Origin of the sequence: Odoribacter sp. AF15-53, from assembly GCF_003479425.1 — a bacterium.
Taxonomy (GTDB): Bacteria; Bacteroidota; Bacteroidia; order Bacteroidales; family Marinifilaceae; genus Butyricimonas.
Genome location: NZ_QUHC01000002.1, coordinates 887,710 through 904,576, shown reverse-complemented (window position 1 = coordinate 904,576; position 16,867 = coordinate 887,710). Strand labels below are relative to the sequence as shown.

The 16,867-nt window shown below is 42.5% G+C and carries 13 protein-coding genes; 5 read left to right on the top strand and 8 right to left on the bottom strand.

Translation table 11 applies throughout. The features are described 5' to 3' along the window. Positions 1-184: 184 nt before the first annotated feature. From DWW52_RS08145 to DWW52_RS08125, 5 genes are all read left to right on the top strand, one after another. Positions 185-1,591, top strand: coding sequence for a histidine kinase (locus DWW52_RS08145; protein ID WP_158582526.1), 1,407 nt, complete (start codon positions 185-187; stop codon positions 1,589-1,591). A 127-nt stretch (positions 1,592-1,718) separates the two neighbouring features. After that, entirely contained in the window at positions 1,719-4,298 is a 2,580-nt protein-coding gene (locus DWW52_RS08140; protein WP_118714953.1) for a zinc-dependent metalloprotease, read from the top strand. 35 nt (positions 4,299-4,333) lie between these two features. Continuing rightward, on the top strand, positions 4,334-7,654 hold the full coding sequence (locus tag DWW52_RS08135; RefSeq protein ID WP_118715002.1) for a SusC/RagA family TonB-linked outer membrane protein: 3,321 nt from the start codon (positions 4,334-4,336) through the stop codon (positions 7,652-7,654). A gap of 18 nt (positions 7,655-7,672) precedes the next feature. Beyond that, the gene (locus DWW52_RS08130) at positions 7,673-9,004 is read left to right on the top strand and encodes a RagB/SusD family nutrient uptake outer membrane protein (RefSeq protein ID WP_118714952.1); all 1,332 of its coding nucleotides are present in this window, start codon (positions 7,673-7,675) and stop codon (positions 9,002-9,004) included. A 153-nt stretch (positions 9,005-9,157) separates the two neighbouring features. After that, on the top strand, positions 9,158-9,892 hold the full coding sequence (locus tag DWW52_RS08125; protein ID WP_118714951.1) for a LytTR family DNA-binding domain-containing protein: 735 nt from the start codon (positions 9,158-9,160) through the stop codon (positions 9,890-9,892). 71 nt (positions 9,893-9,963) lie between these two features. Here DWW52_RS08125 and DWW52_RS08120 read toward each other — a convergent pair whose 3' ends face one another. The 8 genes from DWW52_RS08120 to DWW52_RS08085 form a co-directional block, all read right to left on the bottom strand. Next, complete coding sequence (locus tag DWW52_RS08120) at positions 9,964-10,572, bottom strand: OmpW family outer membrane protein (protein WP_118714950.1); 609 nt, start codon at positions 10,570-10,572, stop codon at positions 9,964-9,966. A gap of 41 nt (positions 10,573-10,613) precedes the next feature. Then, positions 10,614-11,270: a DUF4136 domain-containing protein gene (locus DWW52_RS08115; protein WP_118714949.1), complete on the bottom strand. Its 657-nt coding sequence runs from the start codon at positions 11,268-11,270 to the stop codon at positions 10,614-10,616. Between the two features lie 331 nt (positions 11,271-11,601). Next, complete coding sequence (locus tag DWW52_RS08110) at positions 11,602-11,994, bottom strand: biopolymer transporter ExbD (protein WP_118714948.1); 393 nt, start codon at positions 11,992-11,994, stop codon at positions 11,602-11,604. 26 nt (positions 11,995-12,020) lie between these two features. Beyond that, on the bottom strand, positions 12,021-12,689 hold the full coding sequence (locus DWW52_RS08105) for a MotA/TolQ/ExbB proton channel family protein (protein ID WP_118714947.1): 669 nt from the start codon (positions 12,687-12,689) through the stop codon (positions 12,021-12,023). Positions 12,690-12,802: 113 nt separating this feature from the next. Further along, positions 12,803-13,759, bottom strand: a complete 957-nt coding sequence (locus DWW52_RS08100) for an ABC transporter permease (protein ID WP_118714946.1) — start codon at positions 13,757-13,759, stop codon at positions 12,803-12,805. Beyond that, positions 13,752-14,492 (bottom strand): ABC transporter ATP-binding protein, encoded by a 741-nt coding sequence (locus DWW52_RS08095; RefSeq protein WP_118714945.1) that lies wholly within the window; start codon positions 14,490-14,492, stop codon positions 13,752-13,754. Before DWW52_RS08095 ends, DWW52_RS08100 begins: the two co-directional genes overlap by 8 nt. A gap of 3 nt (positions 14,493-14,495) precedes the next feature. Then, positions 14,496-15,647, bottom strand: a complete 1,152-nt coding sequence (locus DWW52_RS08090; protein WP_199691965.1) for an NEW3 domain-containing protein — start codon at positions 15,645-15,647, stop codon at positions 14,496-14,498. Positions 15,648-15,917: 270 nt separating this feature from the next. Next, on the bottom strand, positions 15,918-16,859 hold the full coding sequence (locus DWW52_RS08085) for a YeiH family protein (RefSeq protein WP_118714943.1): 942 nt from the start codon (positions 16,857-16,859) through the stop codon (positions 15,918-15,920). Between the last annotated feature and the right edge of the window lie 8 nt (positions 16,860-16,867).

The window sequence follows — 16,867 nt, the reverse complement described above, 5'->3', positions numbered from 1 at the left end:
TCATCATTTTCAACTTTCAACTTTCAATTGTTTTGTTTTATATTTGTGTAATACTGCTTTCTATATGAGAATACGGACGAATATTATATCGATAGGGTTAATTTTATTAGCATTATTTATTGTTGCTATATATCTGATTGGGAAAAAGATTAGTGATGTAGGTAATGATATGAATAATGCAAATATGAAAGAAGCTTGTCGATATAGAGCGGAGTCTGTGGCTTATGAATTCAAGAAGACAGAGGAATTACAACGGTTGGCAAGAGAGTTTTTTGGGCGGAGTGGATCATATCAGGAAAGTGACTTGTTTTCGCTTTTGAAGACGATGCAACAGTTAGATCCTAAATTAAGCAGAACTTGGTTTTTTAGGGGAACGACAGATTCTCTTCGTCTGCTGGAGCGAAATAGTACGGTTTTTCGGAAGATGAAGCTTTCCGGAGCTGAATTGGATTATATGCATACATTACTGGATTCGATAAATAATTATCATTTTAGTGGTACGTATAATGAAGACGGGAATACATATTGGACAACAGTAGAAGCAATCGAGCCGACAGCTTCTCGGCATGCTCTTTTTGGTTTTGATATCTTGTTGACGGATTTGCATTCATATTTTGCCGAGTTTAACGGGAGGGTTTCCAGTTACGTGTTTATTGTGAACGAGCAGGGAATACTGCTTTCTCACCCGGATGAGAAGTTGTTGGGGACTTCTCCTTTGCCGAAAGAGGAACTGGATTCTATTAAAGAGGTATTGAAGACTAAGAGTGAATTGGAGATGATGGTTCATTCTGCTTTTTTATCTTCACAGGTTTTTCGAGTATATTATCCTTTATTGATAGGAAATGAGAAGTGGGTGATCGCTGTTAACGTTCCTCAATATGGTAATAAAGAGATATTGGATGAATTTCATCGTTACACGGCGATGATCGCTGTAATCACGGTGGTGATTTTTGCGATTTTGTTATTTTTCGCCCAGCATAAATGGCGTAAAGAATATCGTTTAAGACGTAAGATAGAACGGGAATCTTTAGAGTTGCATTTGCAGCAGTTGAAGAATCAGATAAATCCGCATTTTTTGTTTAATTCATTGAATTCGCTAAGCGTTTTGATCGGTTCGGATTCTGTGTTAGCAAGAGAATTTGTGTTGAAATTATCTAAGGTATATCGATATTTATTGGAGACGAGAAACGAGAGTTTGTCAACAGTGAAGGAAGAGATTGAATTTACCCGGCAATATTATTTCTTGCAGAAGATTCGCTTCGGAGAACAGTTGGACTTGATGATAGAGGTTAGTCCGGATTCGGCAGATGCGAAAATTCCTTCTATTAGTTTGCAGATGTTGGTGGAAAATGCGATCAAGCATAATCAGGTTACCATTCAAAACCCCTTACATATTAAAATATATACACGGGGAGATTGGTTGTTTGTAGAGAATAATTATCAGCCTCGAGTAGAATCGAGTGAAGAGTCAATGGGGGTCGGTTTTGAACGAATTCGAGCCATATACGAGTTCTATTCTCATGAAAAATTTGTATGTAGTTGTCAAAATGGGTGTTACGTTTGTCAGTTACCTCTTTTGAGAAATCGTTGATGACAAAAAAACGGTAGTTCACTCCTCTTTTTGGGGGATTCACTCCATTTTTGTTTCAATTGAGGTAAATCTGTCTTAACATTGTAAGGAATCAGTGAACCAGATAGATTTAACGAATAAACGAAGTATGGTAAGAACAAAAACATTCATTTTAGGAGCAACAACGGTTATAATTGCCTTATTGTTGTCGTCTGTAACAGGGTATTCCCGGGAAAGACAGAAAAAGAAACATGCCAAGGATACGACGGAAGTGTCTAAAACGGATACTTATGGAGATTTGGTGAAAAAAGCCAAAGTTTCCGAAGGTGTGGTGAAGATTTTAACGGTTGGAAATGATTACTATTTTGAAGTTGCTGATTCGTTGCTGGGACGTGATCTTCTAATCGTGAATAAAGTGTCGGGAGTTCCATATGCGTTGAATGATGCCGGTTTGAATAGGGGGATGGAATCAAACGATAAATTGATTCGATTCTATAAAGATAAGGCGTTGAATAAGGTATGGGTGACTACTTATAACCCGAAAGTGAGTGCACCCGAGGGGGATGCGATTAGTGAGTCGGTAAAAGCTAATTACCGGGAATCGGTGATCGAGTATTTCCCGATCGAGGCTTATGGAAAAGATTCTGCTTCTGTAGTGATCAAGGTTAACAAGGTGTTTGATGGCAGCGAGAAGAGTTTTAATGATATATATAACGAAATAGCTTTAGGAGCGGCAGTAAAAAAGGATTTGTCAAAGATATTGGGCGTGAAGGTTTTTCCTGAGAATGTGGTTGTAAAGGCGTTGATGACGACGCAGGTGGTAGACGGCGGCGTGGCGGTACCTCTTACGGTAGAGACCACGACTAATTTGGTGTTATTGCCGAAGGTTCCGATGAAACCACGTTTCGCCGACCCGCGTGTGGGATTCTTTACAACGGAGCATGTATATTTTAATGATGCACAACAACGAGTGGAAAAAAGGGAATTTGTACATCGTTGGAGATTGGAACCGAAGCCTGAAGATATTGAGAAATATAAAAAAGGAGAGCTCGTGGAGCCTGTTAAACCGATCGTGTTTTATATAGATCCTTCTACCCCGAAACAGTGGAGGGAAGAGATTAAAGCCGGAGTTCGGGATTGGCAGGCCGCATTTGAGGCTGCAGGATTTAAAAATGCTGTTATCGCAAAAGATGCCCCGGAAGGTGATGAAGATTTTGACATAGACGATGCTCGTTATTCTGTTATCACCTATGCGGCGTCCGAGCAGGCAAATGCGATGGGTCCCTCTGTGGTTGATCCTCGTTCCGGGGAGATTATAGAGGCTGACGTGGTTTGGTGGCACAACGTGATGTCGTTGTTGCATACTTGGATGCGGGTACAGACGGGACCGATTGATCCGAGAGCCCGGGGTAATAAGTTGAGCGACGAGCACATGGCTAGCGCTATCCGCTTTGTTTCTTCCCACGAGGTTGGACACACGTTCGGGTTGAAACATAACATGGGGGCTTCGCATGCCTTTCCGGTCGATTCCTTGAGATCACCGAGTTTTACCTCGAAAATGGGAGGAACTGCAAGTTCTATCATGGATTACGCTCGCTTTAATTATGTGGCACAACCGGAAGACGGGGTGAAAGATATTACGCCTAAAATTGGGATCTATGACAAGTTTGCTATAAACTGGGCGTATCGTTGGCTGGATACGAAGACCCCGCAGGAGGAGTTACCGATATTGAATGGTTGGATTCGTGAACATGAGGGAGATCCGATGTACTGGTACGGAGAGCAGCAAGACCCGAAGGACCCAATAGATCCTCGTTCGCAAGATGAAGATTTAGGTGATGATATCGTGAAGGCAAATCGTTACGGGATTATGAATTTGAAACGGATTGTCCCGAACATTATAGCCTGGACAGAGGAAGAAGGTGAGGGTTTTGCAGAAGCTGGAAAGTTGTTGATAGCCGTGATTAATCAATGGAAGATGTATGCCGGACATGTAACGGCTAACGTGGGTGGAATATATATTAATAACCCGGTTATGGGAAGTTCCGAAGATCGTTATATTCCCGTACCCAAGGAGATACAGAAAGAGAGTGTAAAATATCTGATCGAAGAAGTATTCATCGTACCGGAATGGTTGTTTGATGCGGAAGTTTGGAAGAAGAGTTACCCAATTCAAATGGGAGTGGAATATTCTCCTTACACGGTAGCCCGGGAGATGCAGTACGCCACGTTCTATAATTTGCTGAAAGATGAGCGTTTGTTCAGAATGTACGATGCGGAAGCAACTTTGGGAAGAGCCAAGAGTTATACCCCGGAAGAGATGTTCGCGGATATTCATAAAGTAGTTTTTGCGGGAACAAACGCTGGGCGCAACCTGTCTATTTACGAGCGCATGACACAAAAGAATCTGATTGACGCAATTATCGTGAGTTCGAATAAGGCGGTAGAGAAGACTACAAAGAAAGCGTTGCATAATCATTCGAATGCTTCCTGTTGTTATGCTTCTAAAGCTCCTGAATTTAAGATCGAGCCGGATCGGGATGTTCAATTACGGATATTACATTTCTCTTCCATGGGACGCGTGTCTGAAGCCGTGTCCGTGAAACGGGGTGAATTATTGAAAGTTTTGAAGCTGGTTGAGAGTAAACGAGGCACGGGTAACGTGGAAACTCGTAATCATTACGAGGATTTGATTATTCGTATAAAGGAAGCTTTGAATATGAGATGATGATACCTTTAACATACAAATCTAATAAAATGAGCATGAAGAAAAGTTTATTATTAATTGCATTATTATGTCCGCTTTGGCTGTTTGCACAAAGCGAGGGCGACTATCGTACGGTCAAGGGAGTCGTGATGGACTCCGTTACGAACGAGACGTTGATTGGAGCCACGGTAATGATCGACCCGAATGCGGTAGAGGCTAAAAATCTTGGTCCGAAGGGTACTATTACTGATCTTGATGGAAAGTTTGAATTAAAAATACCGAAAGCGGTAAAATATGTGGTGGTTAGTTTTGTGGGGTATAAAAATACCACGCTTGACGTGACTAAGAATACCGAGTTTAAAGTTCTTTTGCAACCCGATCAGGAGCAACTGGGAGAAGTGGTGGTGACGGGGTACCAACAGATTGAGAAGCGGAAAGCAACGTCTGCAATCCAGACGGTGAAAATGGATGACATTAAAAGTATTGGAGTTGCCAGTATCGACCAATTATTAGAAGGACAGATTGCAGGTATGACTTCTATTCCTACTAATGGTGCTCCTGGAGCTCCAAATAAGATGCGTATTCGTAGTACGGTTTCTTTGTCCGGAAGTACAGACCCGTTGTGGGTTCTTGATGGAATGATATTGGAGGGAAATGATATTCCTTCTAATTTCAGTGATAAGGACAATATAGATAACTTGTACAATACTTCAATTGCGGGTATTAACCCTGCAGATATTGAAGATATTACCGTACTAAAAGATGCGGCTGCAACTGCAATTTATGGAGCTCGTGCTGCTAATGGTGTTATCGTTATCACGACTAAAAAAGGTAAAGCCGGTAAGATGCGGGTGAATGCTTCTGCTGCTATGTTCGTGACCACAAAGCCTGATCTGGGGAAGTTGAATTTTATGAATTCGTCAGAGAAGGTTGATTTCGAATTAAGTATGACTAAATTGGATTATGCTGATAACAATGAAAAAGCTAATAAAGGCGAAGTTGCTCGAATTTTAGCAAAATATGATCAGCTGGAAATCTATCGTGAAGGGGGATTTAATGCTATTTCTCAAGAGGCTCAAAATGAGATTAATACATTGCGGAATAGAAATGTAAACTGGGGCGATCAAATATACCAATCTGCCGTGAATCAGCAATATAATCTGAGCGTGATCGGTGGGTCTGAGAAGGCTCGTTATTTTGCATCAGTTGGTTATTATAATGAACAGGGTACAACTAAAAAAACAGGTTTTGAACGTTTTAACGGAACTTTGAAGACTGATTTCGATTTACGGGATAATTTGCAATTAGGGTTATCTATGTTCTTGGCACATAGTACACGTAAAAGTTATATTACCGATTTGGGTGGATTTACTAATCCCGCAAACTATACCAGAACGGTTAATCCTTATTTGGAAGTGAAAGATGAGAACGGCATGTATATATACGATCAGGATATAGAGGGAGTAACAGGACTTGCAGGTGAAAGATATGTGCCTTTTAATATCGTGGAAGAACGGGAAAATACAGATTATTCTTTGAAGAATCTGGCCGTAAAACCGATGATATCATTGGACTATAAACCATTTACCTGGTTGAAATTATCAACTTTATTTGGAATGCAAATAGAAAACTCTGAAACGGAAAAATTTGCAGATAAAGATACTTATTATGTGCGTAAATACAGGGAAAATGCCTACACGTACAAAGATGGGTATTGGTTGCCGGAAGGAGGTATTATCCAGAACTGGACAGAAAATATGTCACAATATCAGTGGCGGTTACAAGGTGAGTTTAATAATGTTTTTGCCGAGAAACATGCTGTAAACGTAATGGTCGGTTATGAGATGCGAGGAAATAAATCAACACAAGTGCATACTAAGGGTTTTGGATATGATCCGAAAGCATTAACGACTAAACCTCTTGATTTTCCCGATGGATTTAATGACATATCAAGTTCTTTATATCAACAGTATAAAAGAACTGAAAATGAGAATCGTTACTTGTCTTATTATATGACAGCTTCTTATAGCTATGATAATCGCTACACCGTGTTTGGAAGTATGCGTTTTGACGGTTCTAATTTATTCGGAGTTTCAGACAAATATAAGTATTTACCTTTGTGGGCTCTTTCTGCAGCTTGGAATGTTGATCGGGAGGATTTCTTGAAAAATGCAGATTGGCTATCCAATTTGAAATTAAGACTTTCTTACGGGTTACAAGGTAATGTGGACAAGAATACATCCCCTTATATTGTCGGAACTTGGGGTGAGACATCTGGCCTTGGTAGTTCAAGTGAACCTACGATTTCCGTGACTTCTCCTCCTAACCAAAAGTTACGTTGGGAGAAAACTTCAAACTGGAATGTGGGAATTGATATGGGTGTGTTAAATAACCGCATCACTTTTAGCGTTGATGGATATTATCGTAAGAGCAAAGACTTGATTGGAGTACGTTCTTTACCATTGGAGAATGGTTTTGACTTTACCTCCATGAATTGGGCTGAACTTACTAATAAAGGTTTTGAATTCACGATGTCTACTGTAAATATCCGTACTAAAGATTTTCGTTGGGTAATGGATTTTAATATTGCACATAACAAGAGCAATGTGGATAGAATAACTGTTCGTGAAAATGAGAAGACTCCTTCATTGCAAGGGTATTCGGTTGGAGCATTGTTCAAGCTTAATACGGCAGGTCTGGATGAGAATGGAATTCAGATGTTTTGGAAAAATGGAGAGAGAGTCTCACTACAAGACTTTTTTGCCTTGGAGGTTGGTTCTGATGGTGCTCCTGTTAGTAAATTGACTAATAAAGAATTTAGTGAATTGTACACTTACGCGGGAACTACAGAACCGAAGTTTACAGGCGGATTCATAAATAAATTCTATTATAAGAATTTTGATCTGACTATAAGTACAAGTTTTGTTATCGATCAGACGATGCAAGAAACCCCGTTTTATTCTCCGTCAGAAATGTCTCCCGGGTCGAATTATTCAAAACGGGTAGCAGATATTTGGTCTCCTTCCAATCCGGATGGAATATATCCTAAGATTATGAATCATTCTTACTGGATGGATTCTGATAATGATTTCCTTTTCACTTGGATGGGTGATTCTCAGGGAGGATTTAAGAACTATGATTATTGGTTCAAGGACATGAGCTATTTACGTGTAAATAGTATTCGTTTAGGATATACATTACCTGAGAATATAATTAAAAAATTGCGTTTAGGTTCTGCCCGAATCAGTGTAGAGGCAAGAAATCCGTTCGTGATAGCTTCTAGTTATAAAGGCTATTTTGATCCGGAAACGTGGGGAAATGTTTACACGCAACCGTTACCCAAGACTTTTTCTTGTGGATTAGATTTGACGTTTTAATTTTAATACACGGTAAAAATGAAAGTAAAGAATATTATATATACAATTTGTTCCGTGCTGGTTTTGTCCTCGTGTAATTATTTGGACGTGACTCCGGCAGGGAAAGTAATTCCGGAAACGGTGACTGATTTTAGAGCATTGGTAACATCGGGATATTCGACAATCCCGGATTATAAATATTTGCTATCTCTTCGGTCGGATGAATTGTTCCCGTTGTCTGGCACTCAAGTTTATTCCGAGTATATAAACTTTGCGTTATGGGTTGATAATTCTCCCAATAATACTATCAGTTATCCGTGGGGAGGTTTGTATAAAACGATTTTTTACACGAATAGTGTCATTGAAGATGTTATGAGTGCGGAGATTAATACAAATGAAGACTCTCGGGAGCAAGTGATGGCAGAAGCCCTTTTATTACGGGCTTACATGCATTTTGAGTTATTGAATTTATATGCAAAACCTTACGATATAACTACGGCAGATGCTGATAAAGGAGTTCCTATTGCGACAAAGATTGATATCGAACAAATTTATGTTCCAGCAACAGTAGAGAAGGTATATGAACAAATATTGAGTGATATAAAAGAAGGGCGGGAATTAATGCAGGTAGACGAACAACCTGAAGGAACGAAATATAGATTCTCGAAGAAAACAGCTATGATATTCGAAGCTCGGGTTCGTTTGTATCGTTCGGAATGGGAACAAGCTTTAAGTTTAGCGGAAGAATTAATTCCGACTTGTTCACTTGAGAATTTTAATGATGCACAGTTTGTTCTGCCATATACCAAATCTTCTAAGGAAAACATAATGAATTTGGAAATGATCGGAGGAAGCAATAATATGCGAGATTTGTACATACTTCCGGAATATGTTGCTAAGTATAAAGATGGAGATTTGCGTTCTGGAAGATATTTTGCGAAAGATGGAGATTATTATAAGTTGATTAAAGGAAATGGCGATAATCTGAAAGTTTCTTTTCGTGGTGCTGAAGTCTATTTAATTGCAGCAGAAGCAGCGGCGCATGTGGATGGAAAATTGAATTCTGCAAAAACGTATTTGAAGAATTTTGTTGAAACACGTTTAACGCCGGAATATTTTGCACAAAAATCGGCAGAAATAGATGCAATGAATCAGCAACAATTGTTGGACGAAATTTCGGATGAACGAGCTCGGGAATTTATAATAGAAGGACATCGTTGGTATGATCTGAGACGTACGACTCAACCAGAAATTGTGAAGCCTAATCCTAATGGTACAGAGGCAACTATAACTTTAGGTACAGGTGGGGTTGGTTATGTTATTCCATATCCGTCAGAGGCCACGGAGTCCAATCCTGATTTAAGAAATTAGGTTTGTATGTTACTAGGTTAGTCTAGTAGTTGGAAGGCCGCGGGGGTAGTTCCCCGCGGCTATTTTATTGTTTCGTGAATTATTTTCTTTATTTTTGTAAATACTGAAACGAAGGATGGGGATATCCGGAGTGAGTATTTACAAAAAAAGCTTATGAATGCAGTTATCATTGAAGACGAGTATCTTGCAGCCACGGAGTTGGAACGGTTATTAGGAGAGATTGCACCGGAGGTGGTCATATTGGCGAAGTTGGATTCGGTGAGTGAGAGTGTGAAATGGTTGAAGAAGAACAAAGCGGAGTTGATATTTATGGATATTCATCTGGGTGACGGGCAGAGTTTTGATATTTTCGAGCAGGTAGAAATCACGGTCCCGGTTATTTTTATCACGGCTTACGATGAATATGCGTTGAAGGCTTTCAAGTATCAGGGGATTGATTATATATTAAAACCTTTTGATAAGGAAGAGTTGCAACAGGCGTTGAATAAGTTGGACTCGCTTTCCACGACGGGAGAGCCTTTTCCCGTGGCCACGCTGGCGGTGTATCAGGAGCGTTTCTTGGTTACCGTGGGAACGAAGATGAAATCAATAACGGTGGGTGACGTGGCTTATTTTATGGCGGACGGGAAGTATTTGGTACTTTTTACTCGGGACGGGCAAAATTATATCCTGGATCAGACGATTAGCGGTATCGAGACCAAATTGAATCCAGCCCTATTTTTTAAGATTAACCGGAAGTTTATAATTAGCTATGCCTCGATTAAGGAAATGGTGAAGTATTCTAATAGCCGGATCAAGATTATACTTGTGCCTGCGCCGCCTAGCGGCATTGAAGCTATCGTGAGTTCAGAACGGATACAGGAGTTTAAGCAGTGGTTGAATCAATAAGGAGCGAAAACGAATAAGGCCGTGTCTCTCGACACGACCTATTCCTATTGATTACCTAGTTGTTTTGTATTTTATTGTCCCATGAATACGATACCGACACTGATCGTGAAGTTTTGCATGGCATCAATCTTTCCGGATTTTGTTCCGTAGGTGTATTTAGCACCGATGTTGAATGCAAATTGATCGTTGACGGGAATGATCGTACCTATTTCAGGAGCGAATGCGAATTGCCATCTGGCGTTCGTGGCGCTAAATTGCCCCAAGTCTGTTTTCAATTCTGTCCAGCTTGTTCCCAGGCCGATACCAAGGTAAGGTCTGAACATGGTGTTTTGATCAGTAAGCCAGTAACGTCCTATGACCATGATAGGCACTGTATTGATGTAACGATATTGATAGCCGGTGATGGTGTGTATATCCTTGCTGCCTTTAAACAGGAAGTCCCCGGTCATTTTGCCTTTATCTTTGTAGAACGTGTTCCAACCGATCATACCTCCGACAGAGAATTTTTCATTCAGGAAGTGGTGATATTCAAGGTCCATACCCCTGAAACTCATTTTACCAGCGTAATCATTCATTTTACCAATTGGAACTGACATCTGGTAGTTTAAATTCAGCATCTGTCCTTTTACTAGAGGGCTAAGCCCGAATAGTATTAGCGATATAATTAATAACTTTCTCATAATCATTTAAATTTAAAATTGACAATTAATGATCTATCCTACTATTTTTTCAAGTACGGTGACTGGATGAAACACTGGTCAATTGTTGATTCCATTCTGTCAATAATAGATTGTTTTGATCCTTGTAACAACCCGTCTGCGATACCGCTCCAGAGTACAGGAACTTTTTTAGCGGTGCTGGCTTCCTGGTCAGCAGCGATCATGTCGATCACGATAGAACCACTTCTGTAAGAGTATACCGTTACCGGGTACCAGGGATATGAAGGACCCCAACCCGGACCCCATGCCGGACCCCAGATCCAATCCCATCCTGGATACCAACCCCAGTTGTTATACCAGTAGTCAGAGCCATAATAGTAGTTTACGTTAGAGAAAGCTGATACGGTGACAACAAAGCTCGGTTGTTCGTCACTTTCGCTTGTCGGTTCAATGTAAGTGTATCCGAGTTGCGTGAAGTTGTCTTTTACCAGTTGTAAGATTTGTGCGTCGAACTCGTGATTGGGAGTTTCTCCCTTGGCCACGAAATAGACGATTGTGTCGGGGAGCGAGAATGTGGTGTACTTGGTGAAGTCCGCATTTTTGTCATAATTCGTTATGGCAACGTCCATCTCCTCCACGTTGTCCGCGCCTCCGGGATAGCATGATACCAGAAACTGTGCAAACAGCCCGATGAATGATAAAAATAATAAACGTTTCATACTGTGTTAGTTTTAGTTTAACAATTGTTGCTAATATATTTATCTACAACGAGATAATCATTACAAGCGATGAGCGTCAAGTTTTGCTCACTTGTGAGGTTGTATACGCCGACTTGGACGATAGGTTTCAGCTTCGTAATTATTTTTTTTCACGTGTCGGCCTTCGCCAGGAGTAATCTCAAGGGTATACTATCTTGTTGACCTCTCTACATTGTTACAGTTCGATAGTAGGAAATTTGGTTCAGGTATAATTGTTTGGTGAGCGCTTTGAAATAGGCTAGGGGTATCGTTATTGTCGTATTAGGGTTGTGATACCTTATTATCGAACGATCTATTCCGGTTCCGTGCTCAGGATGACCCGGTAGTTATGATCTTTGGCGATGTTCATCACTTTCACGACTTGTTCCAGCGCTACGGATTTGTCGGCCTGGAGTGAAATACAGGGATCTTCCTGTTCTTTCAATTCTTCCACGAGACGGCGTTCTAACATGGAGAACGGGATCACTTTTTCGTTCAGGTAAAACGTGTAATTCTTGTCGATAGAGACGACCACGACCGGTTTGTCCGACGTCTGGTTCGTGCTTTTAGGTAATAGTAATTTTAAAGCGTTCGGGTTGATCAAGGTCGAGGAGATCATGAAGAATAGCAACAACAGGAAGAAAATGTCGGTCATGGACGACATGTTGAAATTCGGGTTGATCTTGCTTTTACGTTTGATGGCCATGACACGAGTAAATTTAGAATTTGGAATTATTTTTTGGAGCGGAGGGTTTCGATTAGTTCGGAGGAATAGTGTTCCATGCGGAAAACGATTTTATCTACGCGGGCAACCAGAAAGTTGTAGGCCAGTTGACCGATGATCCCGACGATTAACCCGGCCACGGTGGTAATCATGGCGGTGTAGATACCCCGGGAAAGTAATCCGATGTCAATGCTATTACCTGCCATGGACATATCGTAAAAAGATTGGACCATACCGACAACGGTACCCAAGAATCCGATCATGGGAGCTGTACCCGCGCAGGTTGCCAGGGTGGGGAGACCTTTTTCGAGATTGGCGACTTCGTAGTTGGCCGTGTCTTCCATGGCTTGCCGGATCTCACCCGGTTCTTCGTCCTGTATTTTAATACCCTTGGCGAGCGTGTTGGCCAGGGGAGAAGCCTCTTTTTCACACTCTTCGAGGGCTGCACGAGTGTTACCCGTTTTCAGGATCTCTTGTATCCTTTCCATGAAAGGGACATCCGAGAGTCCGGTTTTACGGATAAGCCAGAATCTTTCGCAAGCGATATAGATGATAATAACGGATAATATAAAGATCGGGATCATCAACCAGCCGCCTTTCACGACCATATCCCATAAGCTCATTTCCATGTTGTTTGCGGGTGCAGTTTGGACTGCCAGTATAAAAGTTCTAATCATACTCGTTTTTTATAGTCGTGCGAAGATAATGTGGTTTTTACGAATTCACAAATTCGAACACGAAAATATGTGAAAAGAAAGATGTGTCCGTTTGCGAACACATCTTCTTGAAACTATCGCGATCTGATTTCCTTTCGCATAAACGAAGCGTACGATAGGGCAAAACAGATGACCGTGATGGCAATGAGTCCGGTTAGTTGCGGCCACACGACCATGAGGCTCTGTCCGAGCGGTAGAGGGCTCGGGATGGCCCCGTGTACCTGTTCCATGGTAAGCGGTCCCAGGCTCCGTACGGAGGGCATCAGTAAGGTTGTCGTGGCCTCGTTGAACAGCATGCCGGGAGCGAAACGGAGCAGGTTCAGCATGAATCTCTGATAACTGATGATCTGGTAAGTACTGGCCATTTCCGAGGGGCTGATGGCCTTGCCGATCAGGTTGATGATCATGTTGTAAAACACGCTGAAGAATAGCCATACCGCTATGCACGCCAGTGCTGACGTGGCAGCTTGTTTGAATTTAATGGAAAAGAATATTGATAAATTCAACCAGAAGGCCACGTAGAAGATACTCACGATAATGAAAAATATGATTCGCGTGAATTCTTCTGCCGTGGGAGGAATTCCTATGGCGATCAGTCCGAAGCCCATCACTAGGAATCCCAAGGCGAAAAGCATGACTCCGATGACAATTAAGGCCCCGATAAACTTGGCATTGATCAAGTAATCCCGGTGTATCGGTTGTGATAGAATTCGGCTAAGAGTACCTTTGTTTTGTTCGGAATTGATGGCATCGAAACCTAGCGCTATACCGAGTAGCGGTCCTAAGAAACTAATAAAGATCACGAAAGAGGGCAGGCTACCGTCGGATACAGTGAAGAGTTTCAAGAATAAAAACGATCCGTCGGGATCATTCGGTTTTATTGCTGCCCCGATGTTGGTCAGTGCCGTGTAGAGCGATCCCATGCATGTCAAGGCGATAATGACGATCAAGATGATGAACCGCCAGCTTTTGACATGATCGGTTACTTCTTTACGGACGATGACCCAGAATGGATTACGATTGTCATTCATGGCTTTTTCCTCCCCCGAAATAATTGTTATAAATATTTTCCAGTCCGTGTTCTTTGTCCTGCAACTCGTTGAGTTTTACCTCGGCCAGTAATTTCCCGTTGCCGAACAACCCGATCCGGTCGCAGATGTGCTGCACCTGGTCTAAGTGATGCGAGGAGAAAAGGACGGTCAGGCCGTTCTCTTGCCGGAGTTGCCGGATAAGATCCATGAATTCCTGCACGCCCGCGGGGTCTATTCCCGATGTCGGTTCGTCTAGGATGATTACTTCCGGGTTTTTGATCAAAACGTCAGCCAGTCCAAGCCTTTGGCGCATCCCGCGGGAGTATTTACCCGTTTTCTTTTTCGGATCAACGGCTAGTCCCACTCGCTCCAGTAATTCGGCGGCTTTGGCTCTGGCTACCTTCTCGTTGATTTTATTCAGGCGTGCGGTGTAAATTAGGTTTTCCAATCCGGTCATGTCATCGTAGAACCCCACGTCTTCCGGCAGGTAACCCACGCGGTGCCTCACTTGTAGCGGGTTGCGGGTGGAATTGATCCCGCAAACTTTCACGGAACCGGAGGTCGGGTCCGTAAGCCCGAGCATCATGAGGATAGTCGTGGATTTTCCGGCCCCGTTAGGACCCAAGATTCCGAAAATCTCCCCTTTGTGAACGGTGAGATTTATGTGATCCACGGCCGTGAATTTGCCGTATTTCTTGGTTAATTCTTCGAGTTCGATAATGGGTTCGCCCATGACTTACCTCCTTCCATATTTGCGGAACAGGTAATACACGCATCCCAGTGCAACCAAGATGATTAATACTCCTATCCAGCCCCAGATCATAGGTGTTTTGACTGAAATCCTGAAGTCTGCCGTCGAATTGACTTCAGGAGTCTTTGCCGAAATCTTCGTGGCGTAATCACCGGGCAGGGCTTTCTTGTAAGCTTTTATGATGGCCACCACGGAAGCTGTTTCGCCTGATTTCAGGCGGTCTATCTTTGCGGGTTCGAAAGATACTTCCCAGTCGACCGGTTTGTTGGCAGAGAGCTGGATATCTTTCAGTTCTGCAGATCCTTCGTTTTTGACCACTAGATCAAGACGTTTACTGTCGCCTGCAGTGAGGGAAGTGCTGAGAAGTCCTCTTGGTGTTGTCAATTCCATCTGATAGGTCCCCGTGATGACCACTTCCAGTTGTAGATCGGCAGAAGTCGAACTAGTTGCGGCTCGAACCGGGATTTTATACGTTCCTGCTTCGACATTGGCTGGCGGGTTGATGTCGATCGTGATGTTTTGAGTGGCGTTGGGTTCGACCTGGGCAGAAGTAGCCTGTTTGTAGTTCGCCTTGAAGGTGACATTCCATCCCCTGGGAGCTTGTGCCATCAGGGCGTAAAGTTGTTGTTCGGCAGTTTGATTCTTCAACGTGGCGTTGAAAGTGAACGTGGATTTCGAATTCCCTTGCATGTTGGGTTGATTCGTGATGAAATCCGTTTGGTAGGTTCCTTGCTTGGAAACCGTGATCGAGATCGGGAGTTCGCCTAAACCTTCTGCGATGATCGTGAAACGATAGGTCCCTTTGTTAACCTTCAATGGGACGTCTACTTTTAGCGAAAAATTCTTTCGCTCGTGCGGTAGAACAGATAGTTCGCTGACGATCCAGTTTCCTGCTTTCAATTCGTAACTCCAACCCCGCGGTAGCCCTTTCACGGATAGGTTGGCGTTTTTTACCGCATCACTGTTGTTGATGACATCAATACTGTAGTTTACGGATTCTCCCGGAGGCACGGAGATTTTCGTGTAGGGAGTGTACAGAATCACGTTCTTGTCGGATTCTGAGGCCTGCATGTCGAAGGGTAGGATTCCCATGAGCAGTACCAGTAACAGACTTAAATAATTTGCACGCATTGTCATAAAAATTTCGTTAGATAATTTTGTTATGATTTACAATACGTTGCCAAATATATATACAATCTGTATTACTTATTTTTAAAAGAATTGAAAAAAGTTTATAAAGGGACCATGTGGTTGTTTCTTGTAAAATTACTACCCTCTCCCTGTTGGAGAGGGTAGTAATTACTAAGCGTTTTCCCCTCCTGAGTAAGGAGGGGTAGGGGTGGTAGTTTCATATTAAGAAGCTTGTTAGTCCCGCCCTTCGTTTTCAATGTCGTATTTTTAAATCTTTTAAAAAAGCATGATAGCTCCGGCGGATAACACGCTGATACATATCCAGAGGATGATGCCTAGAAGGATGGGTTTGAACCCGACCTGTTTGATGGTTTCTTTAGAGAGTCCGGCCCCGATCAAGAACAAGGTGAATAACATCCCTACTTTGGCAAAGCTGGTGATTTGCGTGTATACATGTCCCCATTGCGGCGTGTAGGTTGCGATGATCATGGCAACGATGTAGAAGAAGATAAAGTAGGGTATAGATATTTTTGATTTGGTGTTTGTGCCTTTGTTGTAGAAGAAAGCCGCGATTAATGAAACCGGGATGATCCAGAGAGCCCTGATTAACTTGGTGGTAGTGGCGATGGCTAACGCCTCGTTGCTGAATGTCTTGGCGGCCCCGACAACCGAACTCGTGTCATGGATGGCAATGGCGCACCAGTAACCGAATTGGTGATCGTTCATTTCCAACCAGCGTCCGATGAGCGGGAAGATGAATAATGCCACGGCATTGAGCATGAAAATGGTTCCCATGGCCACGGTGATATCCTTGTCTTTTGCTTTTATTACCGGGGCTAAAGCGGCAATGGCACTTCCCCCGCAAATGGCTGTACCCCCGGAAACGAGAAATCCCGTGTCCCGGTTGACTTTTAGTTTACTGGTGAAGAACAATCCCAGACCGATGGTAACCACGATCGAGAATATCGTGAACAGGATACCTGTTTTACCCGCTTCGATGGCTTCCTCGACATTCATTCCGAATCCTAATCCCACGACGGAAATTTGGAGGAGTATATGTGTGATCCGACTGTTGATGGCCAGGAACGGGTGACCGATAGTCAGTGATAAAATCAAACCTAGTAAAAGGGCAAAGCCCGGATCAAGAAATGGTACAAGAAATAACGCTACTATGAAAAGTACTTCTTTTTGATTTTTGTTCAGTTGAATTTTGCTCATGATCTTTT

What these genes read in the sequence shown, in the direction of transcription:
- DWW52_RS08145 (WP_158582526.1), top strand. Translation starts at nt 185, where the DNA reads ATGAAAGAAGCTTGTCGATATAGAGCGGAGTCTGTGGCTTATGAATTC.
- DWW52_RS08140 (WP_118714953.1), top strand. Translation starts at nt 1,719, where the DNA reads ATGGTAAGAACAAAAACATTCATTTTAGGAGCAACAACGGTTATAATT.
- DWW52_RS08135 (WP_118715002.1), top strand. Translation starts at nt 4,334, where the DNA reads ATGAAGAAAAGTTTATTATTAATTGCATTATTATGTCCGCTTTGGCTG.
- DWW52_RS08130 (WP_118714952.1), top strand. Translation starts at nt 7,673, where the DNA reads ATGAAAGTAAAGAATATTATATATACAATTTGTTCCGTGCTGGTTTTG.
- DWW52_RS08125 (WP_118714951.1), top strand. Translation starts at nt 9,158, where the DNA reads ATGAATGCAGTTATCATTGAAGACGAGTATCTTGCAGCCACGGAGTTG.
- DWW52_RS08120 (WP_118714950.1), bottom strand. Translation starts at nt 10,572, where the DNA reads ATGAGAAAGTTATTAATTATATCGCTAATACTATTCGGGCTTAGCCCT.
- DWW52_RS08115 (WP_118714949.1), bottom strand. Translation starts at nt 11,270, where the DNA reads ATGAAACGTTTATTATTTTTATCATTCATCGGGCTGTTTGCACAGTTT.
- DWW52_RS08110 (WP_118714948.1), bottom strand. Translation starts at nt 11,994, where the DNA reads ATGGCCATCAAACGTAAAAGCAAGATCAACCCGAATTTCAACATGTCG.
- DWW52_RS08105 (WP_118714947.1), bottom strand. Translation starts at nt 12,689, where the DNA reads ATGATTAGAACTTTTATACTGGCAGTCCAAACTGCACCCGCAAACAAC.
- DWW52_RS08100 (WP_118714946.1), bottom strand. Translation starts at nt 13,759, where the DNA reads ATGAATGACAATCGTAATCCATTCTGGGTCATCGTCCGTAAAGAAGTA.
- DWW52_RS08095 (WP_118714945.1), bottom strand. Translation starts at nt 14,492, where the DNA reads ATGGGCGAACCCATTATCGAACTCGAAGAATTAACCAAGAAATACGGC.
- DWW52_RS08090 (WP_199691965.1), bottom strand. Translation starts at nt 15,647, where the DNA reads ATGACAATGCGTGCAAATTATTTAAGTCTGTTACTGGTACTGCTCATG.
- DWW52_RS08085 (WP_118714943.1), bottom strand. Translation starts at nt 16,859, where the DNA reads ATGAGCAAAATTCAACTGAACAAAAATCAAAAAGAAGTACTTTTCATA.